17 protein-coding genes, 2 pseudogenes and 1 other annotated feature (1 of these 20 running past the window's edge) are annotated in these 20,128 nt (G+C 38.2%); of the genes and pseudogenes, 5 read left to right on the forward strand and 14 right to left on the reverse strand.

The genetic code is table 11. The features are described from left to right. Window positions 1-120: a binding site (T-box leader), on the reverse strand; it reaches 131 nt to the left of the window's first position. A 274-nt stretch (window positions 121-394) separates the two neighbouring features. Continuing rightward, entirely contained in the window at window positions 395-844 is a 450-nt protein-coding gene (locus tag AC2TFD_RS18900; RefSeq protein ID WP_335517542.1) for a NanQ anomerase/TabA/YiaL family protein, read from the forward strand. Between the two features lie 164 nt (window positions 845-1,008). On the opposite strand, the pseudogene AC2TFD_RS18905 reads toward AC2TFD_RS18900, so the two are convergent. Continuing rightward, a pseudogene (locus AC2TFD_RS18905) lies at window positions 1,009-2,503 on the reverse strand (catalase); the annotation flags it as partial. A gap of 168 nt (window positions 2,504-2,671) precedes the next feature. On the opposite strand from AC2TFD_RS18905, the gene AC2TFD_RS18910 reads away from it, so the two are divergent. Continuing rightward, the gene (locus tag AC2TFD_RS18910) at window positions 2,672-3,298 is read left to right on the forward strand and encodes a DUF2238 domain-containing protein (RefSeq protein ID WP_484673734.1); all 627 of its coding nucleotides are present in this window, start codon (window positions 2,672-2,674) and stop codon (window positions 3,296-3,298) included. 607 nt (window positions 3,299-3,905) lie between these two features. Here AC2TFD_RS18910 and AC2TFD_RS18915 read toward each other — a convergent pair. The 5 genes and pseudogenes from AC2TFD_RS18915 to AC2TFD_RS18935 all read right to left on the reverse strand — a co-directional run. Then, window positions 3,906-3,995: pseudogene (locus tag AC2TFD_RS18915) on the reverse strand (dihydrofolate reductase family protein); the annotation flags it as partial. Between the two features lie 43 nt (window positions 3,996-4,038). Next, on the reverse strand, window positions 4,039-4,500 hold the full coding sequence (locus AC2TFD_RS18920; protein WP_484673735.1) for a GNAT family N-acetyltransferase: 462 nt from the start codon (window positions 4,498-4,500) through the stop codon (window positions 4,039-4,041). Window positions 4,501-4,834: 334 nt separating this feature from the next. Next, the gene (locus tag AC2TFD_RS18925; protein WP_484673736.1) at window positions 4,835-5,896 is read right to left on the reverse strand and encodes an ABC transporter substrate-binding protein; all 1,062 of its coding nucleotides are present in this window, start codon (window positions 5,894-5,896) and stop codon (window positions 4,835-4,837) included. A 19-nt stretch (window positions 5,897-5,915) separates the two neighbouring features. Then, window positions 5,916-6,767 carry an ABC transporter permease gene (locus AC2TFD_RS18930; protein ID WP_484673737.1) on the reverse strand — a complete coding sequence of 284 codons (852 nt, stop codon included), beginning with the start codon at window positions 6,765-6,767 and terminating at the stop codon, window positions 5,916-5,918. Continuing rightward, a complete protein-coding gene (locus tag AC2TFD_RS18935) occupies window positions 6,760-7,539 on the reverse strand; it encodes an ABC transporter ATP-binding protein (RefSeq protein ID WP_484673738.1) in 780 nt (259 codons plus the stop codon). Before AC2TFD_RS18935 ends, AC2TFD_RS18930 begins: the two co-directional genes overlap by 8 nt. A gap of 364 nt (window positions 7,540-7,903) precedes the next feature. Here AC2TFD_RS18935 and AC2TFD_RS18940 point away from each other — a divergent pair, with 364 nt between their 5' ends. The 3 genes from AC2TFD_RS18940 (at window position 7,904) to AC2TFD_RS18950 (ending at window position 10,813) form a co-directional block, all read left to right on the forward strand. Beyond that, window positions 7,904-8,428, forward strand: a complete 525-nt coding sequence (locus tag AC2TFD_RS18940; protein ID WP_484673739.1) for a CarD family transcriptional regulator — start codon at window positions 7,904-7,906, stop codon at window positions 8,426-8,428. 370 nt (window positions 8,429-8,798) lie between these two features. Next, window positions 8,799-10,106 (forward strand): M14 family zinc carboxypeptidase, encoded by a 1,308-nt coding sequence (locus AC2TFD_RS18945; protein WP_484673740.1) that lies wholly within the window; start codon window positions 8,799-8,801, stop codon window positions 10,104-10,106. Between the two features lie 584 nt (window positions 10,107-10,690). Continuing rightward, window positions 10,691-10,813 carry an anti-repressor SinI family protein gene (locus AC2TFD_RS18950; RefSeq protein ID WP_484673741.1) on the forward strand — a complete coding sequence of 41 codons (123 nt, stop codon included), beginning with the start codon at window positions 10,691-10,693 and terminating at the stop codon, window positions 10,811-10,813. Between the two features lie 215 nt (window positions 10,814-11,028). Here the strand turns inward: AC2TFD_RS18950 and AC2TFD_RS18955 are convergent, their stop codons facing one another. The 8 genes from AC2TFD_RS18955 to AC2TFD_RS18990 all read right to left on the reverse strand — a co-directional run bounded on the left by AC2TFD_RS18955 (window position 11,029) and on the right by AC2TFD_RS18990 (window position 20,114). Then, a complete protein-coding gene (locus tag AC2TFD_RS18955) occupies window positions 11,029-11,829 on the reverse strand; it encodes a dioxygenase family protein (protein ID WP_484673742.1) in 801 nt (266 codons plus the stop codon). A 142-nt stretch (window positions 11,830-11,971) separates the two neighbouring features. Continuing rightward, window positions 11,972-13,177 carry a thiolase family protein gene (locus AC2TFD_RS18960; RefSeq protein WP_484673743.1) on the reverse strand — a complete coding sequence of 402 codons (1,206 nt, stop codon included), beginning with the start codon at window positions 13,175-13,177 and terminating at the stop codon, window positions 11,972-11,974. After that, complete coding sequence (locus AC2TFD_RS18965; RefSeq protein ID WP_484673744.1) at window positions 13,174-13,845, reverse strand: 3-oxoacid CoA-transferase subunit B; 672 nt, start codon at window positions 13,843-13,845, stop codon at window positions 13,174-13,176. The genes AC2TFD_RS18960 and AC2TFD_RS18965 overlap by 4 nt, the downstream gene beginning before the upstream one ends. After that, a complete protein-coding gene (locus AC2TFD_RS18970; protein WP_484673745.1) occupies window positions 13,842-14,528 on the reverse strand; it encodes a CoA transferase subunit A in 687 nt (228 codons plus the stop codon). The genes AC2TFD_RS18965 and AC2TFD_RS18970 overlap by 4 nt, the downstream gene beginning before the upstream one ends. A gap of 25 nt (window positions 14,529-14,553) precedes the next feature. Next, a complete protein-coding gene (locus tag AC2TFD_RS18975; RefSeq protein ID WP_484673746.1) occupies window positions 14,554-15,639 on the reverse strand; it encodes a maleylacetate reductase in 1,086 nt (361 codons plus the stop codon). 36 nt (window positions 15,640-15,675) lie between these two features. Then, complete coding sequence (locus AC2TFD_RS18980) at window positions 15,676-17,319, reverse strand: FAD-dependent monooxygenase (RefSeq protein ID WP_484673747.1); 1,644 nt, start codon at window positions 17,317-17,319, stop codon at window positions 15,676-15,678. A gap of 143 nt (window positions 17,320-17,462) precedes the next feature. Then, a complete protein-coding gene (locus AC2TFD_RS18985; RefSeq protein ID WP_484673748.1) occupies window positions 17,463-18,911 on the reverse strand; it encodes an aldehyde dehydrogenase family protein in 1,449 nt (482 codons plus the stop codon). Between the two features lie 216 nt (window positions 18,912-19,127). Continuing rightward, on the reverse strand, window positions 19,128-20,114 hold the full coding sequence (locus AC2TFD_RS18990; protein ID WP_484673749.1) for an ornithine cyclodeaminase family protein: 987 nt from the start codon (window positions 20,112-20,114) through the stop codon (window positions 19,128-19,130). Window positions 20,115-20,128: the final 14 nt, after the last annotated feature.

Below are 20,128 nucleotides of genomic sequence, written 5' to 3' on the forward strand. Positions count from 1 at the left end.
TAGTTCAGCTTTGCACCTCGGAGATGATTTTCAGAGAAGTTGTGTTCATCGACTTTCAGCATGCGCCGACTCTCTGGGGAACATAATTCTTTTCTTACTCGTTCTCGTCACTGATTTATATTATTAAGAGTAATCTACCAGAAGGCAAATAAAGTTGTCAATATACTTTCCCAATATATCAATATTTTGAATAGTATGGATTGAATTCCCAATTTCCTCTATTTCAGTTCAAAATATTTGTTTTACATATATTTAAAAAGTGTATATACTCAAACTAACTGCATAGTGGTACAACGGTTTCACTATATGGGTAATTATGTGAATAACGCTCGTTTCATATTAACACTAAGTTTTTCTAAACAAATTCTAAAAATTGAAAGTTTGAGGGATTACAATGATCATAGATAAGCTAGCGAATGCAAAATTTTATTATGGTATTCATCCGAGAATGCAAAAAGGACTAGAGTATCTGATTGAACATGATTTGAATTCATTCGCACCAGGTAAATACGAAATAGATGGATTAAATTTGTTTATTATTATAGAAGAATACGAGACGAGACCAAAAGAACAAGGACGTTGGGAATCCCATCTAAAATACGCAGATATTCAATACATGATAAGCGGTCAGGAAAGAATGGGATATTCAACGATTGAAGGAATGAACGAAATCGAGCGGCATGAAGAAAAAGACCATTATTATTATGAAGGAACTGGCGATCTAATGCTTGTGAACCAAGGATCATTTGCCATCTTTTTACCGGAAGAAGTCCATAGTCCTGAAATTTATGACCGTACACCACAATCTATTAAAAAAGCCGTTGTCAAGGTGCTGTTAGATTAAAGATTATGCTTGACGACAAAAGACCGAACTCACTAAAAGTTCGGTCTTTTGATTTTAATATGGATCTGCTTCATGTCCCATTTGTTTTGCCTTTTGTGTCGTCTCATCTGCTTCAGCTGTGCTTGTATGTGTAGTATCCTTTCTCATTTCCATCGCTTTTGCTACACCATCTTTGACTCGTTTTCCATAATCCTCGTCGGCATTCGTAAAATACTCAATCATTTTATCCTGAATTTCTGGCCTGCAAACTTTCAGTGCATCGACAAGATTACTGATGAGCTCATCTCTTTCCCAGTCCTCGAAGCTCCGATACGTTTCACCGGCCTGCCCAAAATCGTTTGGACGATCAATTTTTTCGCGGACCAATTTGTCATTATAGTGTGGCTCATGGACTTTTCCTATTTGTTCAGCTTCCTTTAACCCACCGATAACGGAAGGCTCATAATTTACGTGTGGATTTTGATCAGATCCTACATCCACTTGATAGGACATTTGTCCCCCTCGCTGATTGGTGGCCACACGCTTTTTAGGTGCATTAATCGGAAGCTGTAAATAGTTTGTGCCCACCCGATGTCGCTGTGTATCGGAATAGGAAAAAGTTCTGCCTTGTAACATTTTATCATCAGAAAAATCCAATCCATCGACTAATACTCCTGTACCGAATGCAGCCTGCTCCACTTCATTAAAATAATTTTCTGGATTCTTGTTTAAAACCATTTTTCCTACCTTTAAGAATGGATATTGATCAGTCGGCCATAATTTGGTATCGTCCAATGGATCAAAATCCAGCTCAGGATGGTAATCATCGCTCATGATTTGAACACAAAGCTCCCACTCAGGATAATCACCATTCTTAATAGCCTCATACAAATCTTGTGTAGCATGGCTTACATTTTTACCTTGTATCTCATCTGCCTCCTTTTGAGAAAGGTTCTTAATACCTTGTTTCAAGGGTTCCCAATGGTACTTAATTAGCACAGCCTCTCCATCTTTGTTAACCCATTTGTATGTATTGACACCTGATCCCTGCATTTGGCGATAATTTGCAGGAATTCCCCAAGGAGAAAAAAGAAATGTCACCATATGTGTCGCTTCTGGTGTACCAGAAAGAAAATCAAACATTCGTTCAGGATTACTTAAATTGGAAACCGGATCCGGCTTAAATGCATGAATCATGTCAGGGAATTTCATCGGGTCTCGGATAAAGAATATTTTCAGATTATTTCCGACAAGATCCCAGTTTCCATCCTCCGTATAAAATTTCACAGCAAATCCTCTAGGATCCCGTGCTGTTTCCGGTGATTCCATTGCACCTGCTACCGTTGAAAAACGAACGAAGACTGGAGTACGTTTTCCCGCTTCCTGAAACAATTTTGCTCTTGTGTATTTTGCAATCGGCTCATCCCCTGCTTTTCCATAAGCCTCAAAATATCCATGGGCACCAGCTCCCCGAGCATGAACCACTCTCTCAGGTACTCTTTCCCTATCAAAATGAGAGATCTTTTCGATGAAGTCATAATTCTCAAGGGTTGAAGGCCCTCGGTTTCCTACGGTTCTGATATTTTGGTTATCGGTTACGGGATGACCTTGGCGATTGGTTAAGGAATCATTCCCTTCACCAGTACCTAGCTTCTCTTTATTCTTATTTTCTTCTACCATTTTTTACCCTCCACAACTTGGAAAAATCCTTTTTATTCTTTTCCAAATGGAGTTTGTTATGTATTATTTTGGAAGAAAACATTACAATTTTAACCCTATACCTCATCTATACTATTTAAATGTTTAGCTAATACTAGATACATTATGTTTTCTAATGGAGTGATTTGAATGTCACGTAAAAAAGGTACTTCGATTCATTTTCTCTTGTTATTTGTTGTTTTGCTAGTTCTTATTTGGTCTCTAATTAAACCAGAGGAAGGTTATAGGGTTTTGATGATGGAGATTTCACCTTCCGTGTTGGTTTTACTATTCTTGGTATCAAGCTACAATAAGTTTCGGCTTACCACTGTTTCCTATGTCATTATTACTCTTCTTGTCATTTTGACGTTTATTGGAGGGCATTATTCTTACGCCAAAGTTCCTCTCTTTACATGGATCAAAGATTATTTTGATTTACAACGAAACAACTATGATCGGTTTGGTCATTTTCTTAAGGGGCTTATGGTCATCGTTATAATCGAGATATTATTAAGGAAAACAGTTTTATTAAAAAGTAAAACGACAAATATAATTGCTGTATGTATAACACTATCAATAGGGGCTTTATACGAAATCATTGAATGGTTAGGTACAAAAATAGGAAAAGAAGGAAAAGCCACAAAAGACTTTTTAGGTATGCAAGGAGACATATGGGACTCCCAGAAGGATATGGCACTTTTACTCGCAGGGGCCATTCTTTCGCTTTTTTTCACAAAGATCCTTTATAGGCAATTGAAAAATCTTGATAATAAATAAAGTGACTACTCGAAATTTGTCGCATTCGATAAGTTACAGGCACCTAAATTTTATTGATTGCACAAAAGAACTGAGTAGATCATTAAATTCCTAAAGTTATCATAATTTGCATTATGAGAGGCACTAGAAATTATTTTAATGGATAAACTATCCCTTCCTTTACATGAAGTAGAAAAAGCATTACTGCTGTTCCAATAATGCACACGATAACATAATTTCTTTTCATTTTTAACCATCTCAGAAATATTATTTTTGGTAAAGTGTTTTTTCAACTTAACTCCTCCCGTTAATTATTACCTATACTTCTATCAACGGTCTGCCGGGACTGATGTTAACACTCGATGATTACTTACAATATGTGTACTCCTTTGCTTTTAGTGGCAATCGAGTTCAGACAATCTACTCGGTTGCTAATCCCGATAAACTACAACATTTGCAATAGAAGATGCCATACAATCTCTAAATCGCAGTTCTCGCTCTATCAATCAGACACAAACAAACAGCTGGCCGATCCATCTAAGCCAGCTGTTTTTTACTATTTATTGATCATTAAGCTAGAATGTTTGTTTTCCCAATCCACTGAGCTCGCTAAATTTAATTAATTAATGAATTCCATGTCCGAGTCCATTATGCACCAATCAACTTCTCCATTTTGCCATTCAATAAAACCATCTAACGTAACTGCTAAATCTAAAATAACTCTTCTTCGCTTTACCCTCTGTAGACATAGTTCTGCCTCCTTAAAGTTTCAGCTTTAAACCTTCATGTGTTGCTTTAAAACCTAACCGTTCATAAAATCTTAACGCATCTGGTCTTTTTTTATCAGTTGTTAGTTGTACTAAATGACAACCTCGTTCTACTGCACGTTGAATTGCCCATTTAATAAGTTCAGTACCTACGCCTTTACCTCTTACAGAAGCTGATGTTCTCACTCCTTCGATAGTAGCTCTCCATCCACCTTGGTGTGTTATGTATGGTGTAAAAGTAATTTGCTGCACCCCAATTACATTATTACCGTCACATGCCACTACTAACTCGTTATTAGGGTCGGATGTAATAGCCTCGAATGCTTTTATGTAACTAATTGGAAGTGGATGCTCATAATGTTCACGCTTACTTCCTAAAACATCATCAGCAAGCATTGCAACAATACTATCTAAATCTTTTTCAGTAGCTATTCTAAAACTTATTTCTGCCGCCAATAAAACCCCTCCTCTTTTTAGTAAACTTTTCGTTACATTCTATGCTAACAGCTTTATACTATAAGGGTAAATATAATTTATTAAAGACGTTTCATAAGATTTCATTTATATGATGTTAGATGATCTTCTTCAATTCTTCTGCCATTTAGTGCAGTAAGCATCACTTCACAAACATGAATAAATATTAGTGTTTATACTTGATTTCCTTAAGTAATGATTCTTGTTATTCAGTTAAAATTTATATGTATTTAAATGCTCTTAAAATATCATTTTCTACATCTCAAAAAAAGCCTATTTAGAAAGTGAAAATCACATCTAAATCGGCTTTTTAATATTATTGCTTTTCTATTAATTTTAACGCCTCGTTGTATAACTCTTTATCTACTACTTTTTCTATATCAAGCGGTGTTTGGATTAATCCATTTTCTAAATACCAATCAGACCAAGTTTTCAAGTCTTCAGCCCAGAACTCTGCATTTTCATCAATATAATTTAAATTTTTTGCTATACCTTCTTTTGGAATACTTGTTTGTTTCGCTAATATTTCGAGATCGCGGTTATAGTCCTCTGAACTTGTGTCTGTAGCTTTGAGGACATTATTGTAATAATATCTTGTAGATTCAATGTAACCAGCAAGGAATCGAACAGCTAAATCTTTATTCTCTATCATTTTACCCGAGAAATAGACGCCTGCTGCTTGCATTTCTACTAAATCTGAAATCGGTGCAATGATTTCTACTTGACCATTTGCCACCAACTTTTCAACTAAGGTACTTGGCAATGACGAAGCATCAATTTGTCCGCTTTCAAGTGCAGCTGCAATATTACCTAACGATCCTAATGGGGTTACCTCAACATCTTTGAAGGTTAATCCTGCTGTTTCAAGTGCCTTACCTAGCATATAATGTACAGAAGCACCGTTTTGAGTAATCCCGACTTTTTTACCTTTTAACGCTTCAATCGTGGTTACACCACTATCATAAAGCTCTTTTGTAACAATCAAAGCTGTTGAAGGATAACCCTTTTTTTCTTGAGTGCCATCCGCAACAATTCTAATAGGGGAGTCCCCTTCCATTAATAGATTAAATAAACCTGCTGTAAATGCACCTGTTCCCACTTCTACCTCATTCGTTTGAACAGCGATAGACATTGGCTGTGCTCCTTTAAAACTTTCAAACTGAACGTCGACACCATATTTTTGAAAGATTCCTATCTCATCACCAATATACAAAGAAGCATTGCTCAAATTACCTAATGATCCTACTTTAACGGTTTCAATTTCTTTTTTAGCTTCTTTCTTATCACCATTCGATGTATTCGTCGAAGCCTCTTCTCCACAAGCTGCTAGAACAACCATGATAACCCCTAGTAAACAAGCAAACAATAATTTTTTCATACATCCCACTCCATTCCGATTAAGATTTCCAATGTACAAATTTACTTTCTAATTTAGCTAAAACAAAGTTGAATAGACCTCCAATGATACAAAGAACCAAAACACCTACTAAAACTTTAGAGATAACCAGTAAATCTGCATTCTTTAAGATAAAGGAGCCAATGCCATGCTGCGCTGCAATCATTTCTGCTGAAACTAAGATTAATAGGGAAACACCAGCTGAAATTCTCATCCCTGCAAAGATCATTGGAAGAGCACTAGGGAAAATCACCTTTTTAATTAAGTCAAATTTTGTTGCACCGAATGTAATGGCAACATTTAGTAATAGTCGATTTGTTTGACTTACACCCGTATAGGTGTTGTAAACGATAGGAAAAAATACGGCTAAGGAAATGACGGTGATTTTTGAAATTTCCCCAATACCTAACCACAACATAATCAAGGGCAAGATAGCAATTTTTGGAATAGGATACAAAATGTTGATAATCGGTATCCCGATTTTCTCCCCCAACTTTGAGAAACCTAACACGATGCCAATGACGATACCCAGAATACAACCAACTGCATACCCCATCCCTATGCGATATAAACTAGCTGATATTTCTGGCCAAAGAGCCCCGCTCGTGATTAACTCCCATGCAGTGCTCAATACGGTTGTTGGTGCAGGTAATGTAAATTCATTTACTAAGCCTGACTTAGAAACAATTTGCCATAAAACCAAAATCCCTATGACTCCTAAAACAGAAACATAGTTAGGGATTTTCTTATCTAAAAATGCGGCCTTATTTTTTACAATGATTTTTGTGTCTAGGGCATTCATTTTAATTTTTTCTACATCAACTTTTATTTCCTTCACATTCACTTCAGCCATCGATATCCTCCTTAATCGCTTGCTGCGCATCATCTTTTATCAAGTTCCAAATGGTTTCACGATAATTCAGGATTTCGGATTGATGATCTTTCCTGCTGTTTTTAGGCAAATCAATTTGGATAACCGATTTAATACGACCTGGTCTCCGAGAAAGGACAATGATTTTATCAGCTAAATATACAGCTTCTTCGATATTATGGGTAATGTAAATCGTACGGTGCTTTTCTTGATTCCATATATTTAATAGTTCTTCTTGCATAACGATTCTTGTTTGTGCATCTAACGCTGATAGTGGTTCATCCATTAACAATAAATCTGGTTTCGTTGTAAGGGCTCTAGCAATTCCAACTCGTTGTTTCATACCTCCAGATAACTGATGCGGATATGCATCTTCAAACCCCTCTAATCCAACCATTTTTATGTAGGTTTCGATCCTATTTCGTTTTTCTTCTTCGCTGATTTTCATTTTTTCTAAACCAAGATTTATATTTTCTCTAACAGTGCGCCAAGGCATTAATCCTGCTTCCTGGAATACTACCGAAATATTCGGTAAATTCATTTCATCCTCACTTCTTTCGAAATATACTTCACCAGATGTAGGAGACGTTAACCCAGCAATAATATTTAATAACGTTGATTTTCCACAACCACTCGGTCCAACGATCGCAACAAACTCTTCTTTCTTTACTACGAGATCAATTCCATCCAGCGCGACCGTCTCCCGCCCTTTATTTTCGTAGCGTTTAGAAATTCCGTCTATGACGAGCTGCATTTCATCTCCTCCATTTCTTATATTTCTAATCCATTCGTAAAATAAAAACGTTTTCAAAACTAACTTTCATACTCGAATTACTGTTAGCCTATTTTTACTTTATATAATTTCCGTAATAATCGGAAATATCGGAAAACTATTGTGATAATAAGATAAACTTATTATCTCTTTATAATATTTTTTGATTGGAGTACCTGCCTCGCAAAATTCGAGAAATAGATAGAGGAAAAGTCTGTAACAGATAACTGTATAATTTTGCATAAAAATACATTCACTTTGTCAACTTGGTTTACAAAATTCAAAAATGATGGTATAATAAGTTTATCAACTAATTTGATATTACTTTTAAATAGGAGGTAGCACTATGTTTAAGATTGGTGATTTAATCGTCTATTCAGGACATGGTATATGCAGAGTGGATGATATCTCTGATAAGACATATGCCGGGATTACTAAGACTTACTATGTATTACATCCGATTGAAAATAATCAGAAATTAACGATTAATACCCCTGTAGATAATGACAACATAGGAAAAGTTAAATTAATGGATCAAGAGGAAGCAGAAAGAATTTTAGAATCATTTCATTCAGCAGGAATTAATTGGATTGAAAAGCCGCAATTACGTGTCCAAGTGTATAAAAATATTGTAAATACTGGAAATCGAATGGATATTGCAAAAGTAGCCAATACCCTGATGCGGAAAAAGCATGAAATTGAAATGGGGAAAAGAAAGTTTTATCAGCAAGATAGTAGAATTTTAAATACCATACAAAATATCTTGTTTAAAGAATTGGCCATCACACTTCATACTTCTCCTGACGTTATTATTGAAAAGATTAAGAGCATGTTACGTATTCAAGACAAAACAACGATTCAAGATATTTGATAATGAAGGACAAGGATTTTGCTTCAACAACCAAAAACACTCATAAATGTTGAGTTAACAACATTTATGAGTGTTTTTTTGTTTTTACAAATGATTCACAAGTAATATAAGTCATTTTCACTACAATAACTAAAGAAAATAACTGCTAAATTTATAAAAATAGGATAAAAAAACCATCTATCTATAATGGCACATTGGGTAATATGGTCTGAAACGAAATGATAGACAAGTTCTATTGACTTATTTTCCAAATATAATGACTTTTCAGTTAATATTCACGCTATCCTCTGGTAATATATTTAATAACTACCTTTTATTTCTATACTCGAAATAGAAAAATGGTATCTATTACATATTGGGGGGAATTTCTATGAAAAAGTTTTCAAAGGCTGTTATTCCAGCCGCAATGGCATTAACCATGACACTTTCATCTACTGCATTGGCTGGACCTCAATCAAATCCAAATGGACCTTATATTGAGGGTGAACAAAATATCTCTTTATCCAGTTACATGTCAAATGAGGAACTAACCAAAACTCTACAGAAACTTGAAGCATCGTCTAAAGGGAAAATGAAGCTTGAAATTGTCGGACATTCTAACCATACTTTAGATGGATATAAAACCGAAGCAGATAAAGGCAATCCATTGTACGTTGTTAAATTCGGTGACGCCGATCCTAACAAAAAAAGAATTTTAATTACAACGCAAATTCATGGCAACGAACAAATTGGAACAGAGGCTGCCATTGATATTATTCAAAAACTATCAAGCGGCGGACAGGAGATCAATAAAATACTAGAAAAAGTATCCATTTGGATTATGCCAAGAATTAATCCAGAAGGATCAGATAATACTTTTGAAGGTAAATGGTACCCTACTCGTTATACACACCAAACTTGGCTTCCAGAAAATATAGCTCTGCCTGCGGGTACACTGGCGCCTTGGTACTATAATGCGGATGGCAGTGAAAGAGGTCAGGCAAATAATGGCCGTGTGGTGTATGGAATCCCTGGTTACGACCAAAACCGTGACTATAATCCGAATTTGGATTTTAGGGTTGAAAATGAAGATCCTGCTAAAGTAGCACAATTCCTTAATAGCAGAGCAACCAATAACAGCAATAATGGTGGTTTTTATGTAACAGCTGAAGCACGTACGGTAACAAAAGTTTTTCAGGAATTTAAACCTGATGTTTTTGTTGATGTTCACCACCGTGGATTTAATACACTTTCAGATGAGGACAATAGATCCGTTCCTGTTCAAGTAGCTGCAGTAGTGGCAGATCCTTACACGGATCCTTTTACAGGCAAACACTATGAAGTAGATGCGGACGTCTTAAAACTAGGTAAACAAGTGAATGCGCTGGCCAATCTTGCTCTTCAAAGAGGGAACTCACATTATGGCGCCATTCAAAAATATCCTGACGTTAACCTTCCAGGTACAGCACTTGGAGCGTTTGCTTTAAATGATGCAGCCATCATGCTGATTGAAATTAAAGGACAAACCCAAACACTAGGACAAAAACAAGCCGGCATGCTGAAGGAAACAGTAAAAGTACCATTATATGAGGTATTTAAAGGGCTTGCAGACGGATCAATTCATGATGTGGATACGGCGATTTATGACGCGATTCCAGAATCAACGAACAGAATTGAAGATCCTACTACGAGGGATTAATTAATCAACCATCGTTACTACTGATAAATTCTTCTAAGATGAATATCATTGAGGCTGACCCAAAAGTACTATTAAATATTACTTTTGGGTCAGCTCTTTTTTGCAGTTGCATTTAAGACACTGTGCTGTGACTACTATTTATAGAAATTTAAAGAAGTTTTAATAGGTTCAAAAGACATATTCTAACTCCAATAAATTTGGGTGTTTTTTCCATATATTCATTTACAAATTCTAGAAATTAAACTACAATTACATCAATAGCAGTTCTAAATAAAGAACATTTTATAAAAAAAGGCGTGAAGTAATAATGTTATATCCACTAATAAAACAGAAAAAAAGGGTTCATATTGTAAAAGATTTAAATTCCTGTGAATGTGGTCTAAAGTATAATTCCGATTTGGTTATTAAAAGGAAAACACTTAAACAAATTAAGTTTGTCGAAATAGGCAAAGTAACTTGTAAGAAATGCGCCTCAAAACTCTTAAGCTATGATTATCTTGAATGTGCAAAATAAAATTGTGAACCTTTGGATATAGGGTTATTAACTAAAATGTCTTTTAATCTTAGGAGGATACATAAATAGAATGGACACTGCTTTAATTGGTGATAAAGAACTAGATAAAGAATGGCTAGAACTGATAGTAGAAGCAAGAAATTTAGGAATTTCTTTTGATGAAATCAGGGATTTCCTAAAGCAATCCTCTTAGACATTTTAATGAGGTCTTTTTTCGTGTAATCGTATAAAACATAGCACATTTGCTCAATCATGCTTTGTTTTCATTACTATACTTTCATTAGCTTTTTCATCCAAATGCGCTAATATGACCATATCAGATTTCCCTTAATTTTCTTGATATTGTTTCTAAATCAAAAAACACACATAAATGTTGAATTAACAACATTTATGTGTGTTTTTCAGTTTTTACAAATTATCAGCAATTAATTTAAAATCATAATCGCAAATAAAGAATGCCTTTTCCAAACCGTATTTTTCCTTGTCACTTGGATTGTCAGTCTTTCTCAAGTTCAAAATTAAGGAATCTTTAACTGCAGAAATCGCATCGGAATCGATCCACGGATCATTTGGGATGAAAAGCATCGTTGTTAACGGTTTGTATCCTTCCGCTTCGATTTTAAAATGGATATGGCCCGGTCTCCATGCGTGACGTCCAATTTGTTTTAATAATTCACCGACCGGACCACCTTTACCAATTTCATATCCGCCAGGAACGACAGAGGTAAATTGATAGTTCCCTTGTTCATCCACTTCTATTCTTCCTCTTAAATTATAATCTGCTTGATTCGGGTCCTCATTTTCATAGTCCCCTTTCTCATTCGCCTGCCAGACATCCACAATTGCATTGGAAATCGGTTTTCCATCTACGGAAAGTATTTGGCCAGACATTACTAAAGGCTGGTCGCTCTCCTCAATCGAACAAAGCCTTGCTGGTGTTTTTAACAGTGGTGCATTTTCTCTGTATAGTGGTCCAATCACATTATTTTCCGTTGCATGATCATCATGGTCATGGGAGTGTGTTAAGTTATTTACTAAAATAGAAATACCTAATACATCCGATAGTAAAATAAACTCATCTTTAATACCGACCTGTGTTAAAAATTGAATGGCTTGCATCCACTCTCCTTCTGTCACTTCGTATTCCCTTATGATATCGTGGAGACTCATTGTGATTTTTTGAGTAATTTCTGATAATCTTTCATTCATTCCTTTCACCCCATATCAGATTATTTGAAGCGAACTCTTTCCATCTTGATTACATTGTTGCATCTTTATGAGTGACTAATGACCCTATTTTTGGTAATCTTCGGGCTCTCATCACTCAGTGACCATTCCATAGAATAATAGCTTAATCCGCACTTACATTTTTAAGAACCGTTGCAATCCCCTGTCCCCCTGCGATACATAAGGTAGCAAGACCCCATTTTACATTTCTTTTTATCATTTCATGAATTAAGGAGACGGCTATTCTTGCGCCGCTATTTCCAATCGGATGACCTAGAGCAATGGCTCCCCCGTTCACATTTACTTTTTCCAATGGTACATTTAGCTCCCTTAATACTGCTAAAGATTGGGCTGCAAATGCCTCATTTAATTCAATTAAATCTAAATCTTTTTCCTCTATGCCCGCTTGCTCCAATGCATTTTTCGAAGCACACACGGGACCGATTCCCATCACGCGCGGGTCAACGCCAGAAACACCAATACTAACTACTTCAGCCAAGACAGGTAAATCGTATTTTTTTGCTAGTTTTCCAGATACGACTAACAACATAGACGCACCATCATTCAATCCGGAAGAATTCCCTGCCGTTACCGTTCCATTTGTTTTAAAAACTGGCTTTAACGCAGCTAATTTTTCTAAACTTGTTAATCTAGGATGTTCATCTGTTATAAAAAGAATAGGATCGCCTTTTCTTTGCTTAATCTTGACCGGAACGATTTCATCACGAAATCTGCCCGTTTCGATAGCTGTGTTTGCTTTTACTTGACTGTTGTAGGCAAATTGATCCTGCTCTTCTCTAGAAATCGAATACTGTTCTGCGAGATTTTCAGCTGTTTCTCCCATTATGAGACGTCCGTACTTCTCTTCTGGCTGTGAACCCGGCTGGCTTTCCTTATTCGGATCAAGAATGGCTCCATTTCCTGACACTAAACCATACCGAGCATTTGAAATATAGTATGGTGCATTACTCATGCTCTCAACGCCCCCGACAATGAAGGCATTTCCATAGCCAGCTTTAATAGCTAGAAAGGCATTGTGAATCGCCTGCATCCCAGAACCACATTGACGTTGGACGGTATACCCAGGAATACTTTCCGGAAAATCGGCTTTCAGTAATGCTTGGCGTGCTATATTCGATTGATCTTGACTTTGCTTTGCCTGCCCAAGTATGACTTCGTTAATATCGTCTTCCGGAAGAAACTGTTTTCCTTTTAGGTCCTGAAATAAAGGCACCAATAAATCATCTGGCTGGACCTCTTTTAGTGCACCACCTATTTTTCCAACAGCTGTCCGCTTTGCACTTACTACATATACATGATTATCGATCATTTTTTACACTCCTTGTGACTTATCAGTTGATCACTTACATCAAAACTTGCGTCTGTCTTTGCTCTCAGTTCTTCTAAGGTTACTCCTGGCATTAATTCTGTTAGTATTAATTTATTATTTTGATTCTCAAATACTGCTAAATCTGTAATGAGTAAATCTAGCTTACGAACCGCACTGACAGGAAAAGTACAGGAATTTACGATCTTAGACTTTCCTTTTTTATCTGTATGATTGGTCGTAATAATGACCTTTTTTACGCCAGCCAGGAGGTCCATCGCACCGCCAACGCCAAGAATATTTTGTCCTGGGATTGCCCAGTTCGCGATGCTACAATGTCCATCCACCTGTAAAGCACCTAAAATTGCAATATCGATATGTCCGCCTCGAATCATCGCAAAGGATTCTGCACTATCAAAATAGGAAGCTCCTATATTTTCACCGATTGGCAATTTCCCAGCATTCACTAAACTAGGATCAATCTCTTCCTCTGATTCAATATCTTTTACACCCAACATTCCATTTTCCGTATGCAGGTACACCTGGTTTAAATCTGCATATTTTGCTACTAGGGTTGGTATTCCAATACCTAGATTTACTACGGATGAAGCGGATAATTCTTTCGCTGCACGTTCAGCAATCAACTCTTTGGAATCAGTTTGTACACTCATCTTGTCTGTACAACTCCTTCCCTGGTTAATTGATATTGACTACGTACAATGGCATCCACAAATAAATGCGGTGTGACAATTTCTTCAGGGGAAAGCTCGCCTGCTTCTACGATTTCATCCACCTCTGCAATCACAAAATCTCCTGCTGTCGCCATCGCTGGATTAAAATTCCGAGCGGTTTTGTAATATACGAGGTTACCCTGTGTATCGGCTTTTGCAGCCTTAATTAATGAGACATTTGCATGTAATGCTTTTTCAAAAACATACATTTGTCCATCAATCTCCCGTACCTCTTTCCCTTCACCTAACTTTGTCCCTACGCTCGTTTTTGTATAAAACCCGCCGATTCCGGCACCGCCAGCGCGAATAGATTCTGCCATCGTGCCTTGAGGCATAAGTCTAATGTTTATTTTTCCGCCATTGTAGTTTTCTCCTACTTCACGATTACTCGTAAAGTAGGAGCCTACTGCTTCTTTCACTTTTCCTTGTCTAAGCAGAATTCCTAACCCCTTACCTGGTTCCCCCAGGTTGTTACTGATGATCGTTAAGTTATTTACCTCTTCCTTCGTCAACTGGTCAATAAGACTTAACGGAGCACCAACCAAGCCAAATCCACCCACCATAATGGTGTCCCCAGATTTAACCTTTTGTATTGCTTCGGCCGTTGTCATTAATTTATTCACATTCTTCACCTCGCAGCTTGCTCGTTTATGTGGCAGATATCAATCCAGGTACTGGTCTTTTTCCTTCATAAGCCATTTGAAGGAGTTCTTGAATTCCATCCTTCGTAACGGGACGCGGATTGTAATATGGATTCTTCGTTGCCAATTCAGCAGCCGAATTCAAATCACTCTCTTTCATCCCTAAATCTTTTAATGACATCGAGATTCCCAATGAATGAGCTAAATCAAATAAAGCTCCTGGTACATCTTTTTCGGTCGTTTTTAGTGCTCGTGCTAAGGCTTTTATCGCTTTTGGAGCATGTTCCGCATTGTACTGAATCGTATATGGCAAGATCACAGTGTGCGTTTCTGCATGCGGCAGATTAAAGGTACCGCCTAATGTATGACAAAGCTTGTGATGAAGAGCCATACCCACTGAACCTAGCACCATTCCACCCAGCATCGTCCCATATTGTGCCTCGGATCTTGCCTCCATGTCATCTGGGTTTTCAATAATCTTAGGAAGGCTATTGCTTAGTGCCCGAACCCCTTCCTCTGCAAATAAGGAAATAATCGGATTTGCGTTTTCTGCATATATACCCTCTGCACAATGGGCAATCGCATTCATTCCACTAGTTACCGCGAAATTCTGAGGCAATGTGATAGTAAGATCCGGATCATAGATAACAGCCTTCGGTTTGACAACGACATTTGTTCCTGTTTTCTTGATATTATTTTCGGTAATGCCCCAAACGGGTGTCATTTCAGAACCCGCATACGTAGTAGGAATGGCCAAAATAGGTAATGAAGCATTCAATGCAATGGCTTTCGCAAGGCCGATTGACGAACCACCCCCAACAGCGACAAGACCATCAAGATTCAGCTTTTCTACGATACTTTGCGCGTCCTTAACGGTTTCGATCGGAACGTGCTGGACCGCATCTGTATAAATATAGCCACAAAGCTCTCCAATCACTTCTCCGATCTCGTTGGCTAACTCTACTTGTTGTGGAGTAGCAATAACGATTGCTTTTTTTATTCCTAAATGGACTAATTCCTCTTTCGCAAGACTGCGTTTTCCTTGTCCAAAAATAACCCTATTTGCGTGGCTTACATATTGAAATGGTTCCACTTCCATTCCACCCTTCTTCCTATTTTTAGTGCTTCATTAAATTTTTGATTTATCAAGTTCCTTAATCCCGCAGACAGTTTGGAGTAATAAGTCAAAATCTTCAGTTAATTTATCTCCGCGCCATGCTACATGCTGATCTGGACGAACTAACAGTAAAGGTTTTTCGTATTTTTCAATAAGGTCCGGCTTCTCTAGGGTAACAACTTTAAGCGGAATCTTATTTTTACTATTTTCTAATTGGCTGATGTCTATGCTTCGATCGAGTACCAATAAAGTAAACCCTTCACCGAGTTCATCAAAGATAGAATGGTTACCATCTAACCATGTATGTGGTAATCTTGCCCCTGGATGTGAGGTTGGCTGATAATGGACCACACTTTCTTCTGGCCAAGGTGTACCATCATCCGCGATGACCGGGGAATGATCATAACGATATCCCAACACGAGACCTAAACTATGAAACTCCATTTTCTTTGTCTTTTGAATATGCTCTGCCAATTTTTTGTAATAGATTTCTTGATTACTAGCATTAATGGTGAGTGAAGCAAGCTCTGAAGAGAGGGTTTGCATATTCTCTGTTGCTGTTTTAATCACCCTGTCACTGATCGGACGTCTTTCCATTTCATAGGATTTTAGTAACTCTTCTCCACCCCAGCCTTGCAAATAAGCAGCAAGCTTCCATCCAATGTCTACCGCATCGCCTAATCCTGTATTGAAGCCTAAACCGCCCCAAGGTGGATTGAGATGTGCGGCATCTCCCGCAAGGAATACACGGCCGGATTGAAAGTGATTCGCAAGCAGCATACGTGCGGACCAATCATCTGTAGCTAATACTTCTACCGGTACTTTATCCCCTATCATTCCATGAATATATTTTTCAGGATTGGCATTTCCTTCTACAGGGTCCACTCCAAGGCACATCATCCACCAGGTATCCTGCAAGTCTAATCTTCCTAGTAAACCAGGAGCCTCGTTATTCACTACCCAATATTGGATTGCAGGGTCTTGCGAAACTAAATCTGCTAATCCTGGTGCACGGAACACGACATTAAAATTAGCCTTTGTTTCGACATCCCCTTCGTAAAATATCCCGATTTCTTTCCGTACCCCGCTGCGTGCACCATCACAGCCAACTAGAAATTTGGACTCGACGGATACCGATTCATTTGTTTCATTTTGTAATTGAGCAATCACTTTTTCATCATCTTGGGAGAGACCAACAAAGCTCCATCCCATAGCAAATCGAACGGTTTCCAATTTACTAACCTGGTCCCGCAACACTTCTTCAATGGTGTATTGAGGAATCGATTGCCCAGCCTCTGCATAAAGCTCTCGTGGTGCGGCCGTAATTGCCCACGCTTCATCAAATCGAGTAATTTCTCTTCCTAGTAAACTCGTGCAAAAACTAACTTCCTGAGACCATTCAGGTGTTAACGAAGCTGCCGCTCTTATATCCTTCACAATATTCCATCTTCTAAAATGTTCCATGGAACGGGCATTGGTTGTTTTGGCACGAGGCCGTAATCTAGAAACCTCTTTTCGCGGTTCTACCACGACACATTTGACTCCCCGAAGCCCGAGCTCCATTGCCGTCGAAAGACCAACCGGACCTCCTCCAACCACTAAAACCTCAATAGGTTCACGATAAAAATCATCTTTATTAAAAGCACTTGCTGTCATTTGTTATCCCACCCTCCAATTGTAAGCTCGATTCATATAATCGACTGAAACTCCCCCAAGTGAGGGGGAGGATTCAATGTTTTTTCTATCCGCCAGTATTTCTCGCTATCCGCCAGTAATCATCGACATCAGGAGCTTTTTGACTATTTTTGTAGATTGAAAACGACCATTCTAATTTCCGTCATTTCTTCCACTGCAAACCTTGGACCTTCTCTGCCGGCACCACTCTTATCAATACCGCCATATGGCATGATGTCAGCACGATAGGATGAAGTATCGTTAATGATCACGCCGCCCGTCGTAATCGTTTTTGCCGCTTTCCAAGCCAATTCAATATTGTTTGTGAAAACTCCAGCTTGTAAACCATACTCTGAGTCGTTTACAAACTCGATGGCCTCATCAAATGTTTTATAAGGAATGATTGAAGCAAGTGGTCCAAATACTTCCTCACACACTACTTTCATTTTAGGGTTCACATTTTTTAGGAGCGTTGGCTGCATGACCGCTCCTTCTCTATTTCCACCAATGATTACCTCTGCCCCTTCTTGAACCGCTTCTTTAACCCATTCTTCTACCCTTTCAGCTTCTTTTAAGCTGATCATCGGTCCGACATCTGTTTCTTCATTAAGTGGGTTCCCTACTACAAGACCTTTAGTGGCTTCTACCATTTTATGTGTAAACGATTCTAAGACCTTTTCTTGGACGTAAATCCGTTGAACCGATACACAAAATTGACCAGCTGATCCGAAAGCTCTTTTTGCTAGTAAATCTGCAGCTAAATCAAGGTCCGCATCCTCGTGGACAATGTTTCCAGAGTTATTACCAAGTTCTAATGTCACACGGTTAAAACCGCTATTCTTCTTAATTTGTAACCCAACAGATGGACTTCCCGTAAAGGTAATCATTTTTTTCCCTGGATGTGCCACTAAATAATCCCCAACCGTACGTCCTGATCCAATTACCAAATTAATATAGCCTTTAGGCAGCCCAGCTTCTTCTAATAGTTTACATAAGAATATTGCAGTTAACGGAGTCGTGGATGCCGGCTTAAGGACTACAGCACATCCAGCAGCGATCGCTGGCGCTACTTTATGTACTACTAGATTGATGGGAAAGTTAAACGGGGTAACCGCTGCAATCACACCTACAGGGACACGAATATATAATCCCATCCGGTTCTCAGATCCCGGAACCGCATCGAGAGGTACGGTTTCACCATGAATTCTTTTCGCTTCTTCAGAAGAAGTGGTAATGACAGCAGCTGCACGGTTGACTTCAGCGATGGCATCCTTTAAAGGTTTTCCACCTTCCCTAGCAATTAACAATGCTATTTCATCACCATTTGCCTTCACGAGTTCTGCAGTACGTTTTAAGATTTCATATCTTTCGTGTGCAGCCAGAGGACGATTTTTCATCGCCTCATTTGCTGCCTTAACAGCGTTATCAATGTCCTCACGTCCGGCAACGGCAACCTCGCCAATAACTTCATCGGAAAACTTGTCGTAAACCTTCATTGTTTCAATTGATTCTAACCATTCCCCATTAATATATAGACCTGTACCTTGTTGAGCCTTTGAAGATACATTTTTCACAATCCTTCTCCTCCTTTAGCTAGGGTATTTTAATTGTCTTTGTTAAAGACTGATGTTGATTTTCCCAGAAAAATCCTTTTGAAGGACTAATCTCACTTGGAATTCATCTGATTTGTCTTTCATCACGCTTATGAAGGACTAATCTCGCTCTGAACTCTCCTGATTTGTCCTTCATCGACCTTTTTATACTGCTGTACTAAAAATTAACAAAGCCATTTAGTTAAACAATTTCGCTTCCAAAAACTCGCCAACATCCGTTCCAACACCAAGCCTCTTTGCTTCCTCATACACAGCCCGCGCAGCCATGATATCCTGAACCGCTGTTCCCACCGATTTGAAAAGGGTTATTTGGTCATCATCAAGACGGACCTTTTTCCCTACTACCAGCTCTTTCAGCTCGACAACTTTTGAGCGATCATATTGACCTGCCTTTATTGCCTGCAATACGTCACCGGATTCGTTTTCAAGATGGATAGTATCGATTACAATGCCATCTGCTTTTTCAAATGTATCTGTATCGATTTCACGCATGATTGGCATGGTTGAACCGATTGAATTTACATGCATGCTCTTATTCATCCATTTGCCTTCAAACGCAACACCGTTTCCTTTTGTAGATGTATTGGTACATACATTTACAATATCTGCACCTTCTACTGCCATAAACGGTGAAGCCACAGCTTCCACTTGGATTCCAAGCTTTGCACCCATTTCGGTTGCAAAAAGTTCCCTACGTTGTGGATTCGGACTAAATACTCTTACGTATTCAATATCTCTTACCGCACACACTGCCTCTAGATTTGTTCTAGCCTCAAGACCTGAACCGATGACGCCAACTGTCCTCGCATTTTCTCGAGCCAAATATTTGGTCGCTAATCCAGTTGTCGCCCCTGTTCGGACGGCTGTTAAATAAGAGGAATCCATCATTGCTTCTAAATTGTTTTCATTTTGATCAATGATTCCAATTAGGTATCGAACTTGCCCGCCACTCTTAAAAAATGCTTTAAACCCCATATAGCTGCTTTCATTCATTACTGCCGGCATTAATCGGAAAAATCCTTGGTTATTCGTTGCCATATTCATTCGAGGCGGCATGATTACACCACCGTTATATTCTTCCACAAGCCCTTTTTCAATTTGTTCAATGATCGTTCGCATGTTAATGGCCTGCTCAACATCTTTTAAATTTAAAATCAGTGTCATAAGATTCACCCCTG

It is taken from the genome of Neobacillus sp. plas4 (assembly GCF_057221695.1).

Excerpts from the sequence above, each read along its gene's own strand:
- AC2TFD_RS18960 (WP_484673743.1), bottom strand. The coding sequence starts at position 13,177 with ATGATCGATAATCATGTATATGTAGTAAGTGCAAAGCGGACAGCTGTT.
- AC2TFD_RS18955 (WP_484673742.1), bottom strand. The coding sequence starts at position 11,829 with ATGAATGAAAGATTATCAGAAATTACTCAAAAAATCACAATGAGTCTC.
- AC2TFD_RS18965 (WP_484673744.1), bottom strand. The coding sequence starts at position 13,845 with ATGAGTGTACAAACTGATTCCAAAGAGTTGATTGCTGAACGTGCAGCG.
- AC2TFD_RS18925 (WP_484673736.1), bottom strand. The coding sequence starts at position 5,896 with ATGAAAAAATTATTGTTTGCTTGTTTACTAGGGGTTATCATGGTTGTT.
- AC2TFD_RS18935 (WP_484673738.1), bottom strand. The coding sequence starts at position 7,539 with ATGCAGCTCGTCATAGACGGAATTTCTAAACGCTACGAAAATAAAGGG.
- AC2TFD_RS18980 (WP_484673747.1), bottom strand. The coding sequence starts at position 17,319 with ATGACAGCAAGTGCTTTTAATAAAGATGATTTTTATCGTGAACCTATT.
- AC2TFD_RS18900 (WP_335517542.1), top strand. The coding sequence starts at position 395 with ATGATCATAGATAAGCTAGCGAATGCAAAATTTTATTATGGTATTCAT.
- AC2TFD_RS18945 (WP_484673740.1), top strand. The coding sequence starts at position 8,799 with ATGAAAAAGTTTTCAAAGGCTGTTATTCCAGCCGCAATGGCATTAACC.
- AC2TFD_RS18930 (WP_484673737.1), bottom strand. The coding sequence starts at position 6,767 with ATGGCTGAAGTGAATGTGAAGGAAATAAAAGTTGATGTAGAAAAAATT.
- AC2TFD_RS18990 (WP_484673749.1), bottom strand. The coding sequence starts at position 20,114 with ATGACACTGATTTTAAATTTAAAAGATGTTGAGCAGGCCATTAACATG.
- AC2TFD_RS18910 (WP_484673734.1), top strand. The coding sequence starts at position 2,672 with ATGTCACGTAAAAAAGGTACTTCGATTCATTTTCTCTTGTTATTTGTT.
- AC2TFD_RS18950 (WP_484673741.1), top strand. The coding sequence starts at position 10,691 with ATGGACACTGCTTTAATTGGTGATAAAGAACTAGATAAAGAATGGCTA.
- AC2TFD_RS18940 (WP_484673739.1), top strand. The coding sequence starts at position 7,904 with ATGTTTAAGATTGGTGATTTAATCGTCTATTCAGGACATGGTATATGC.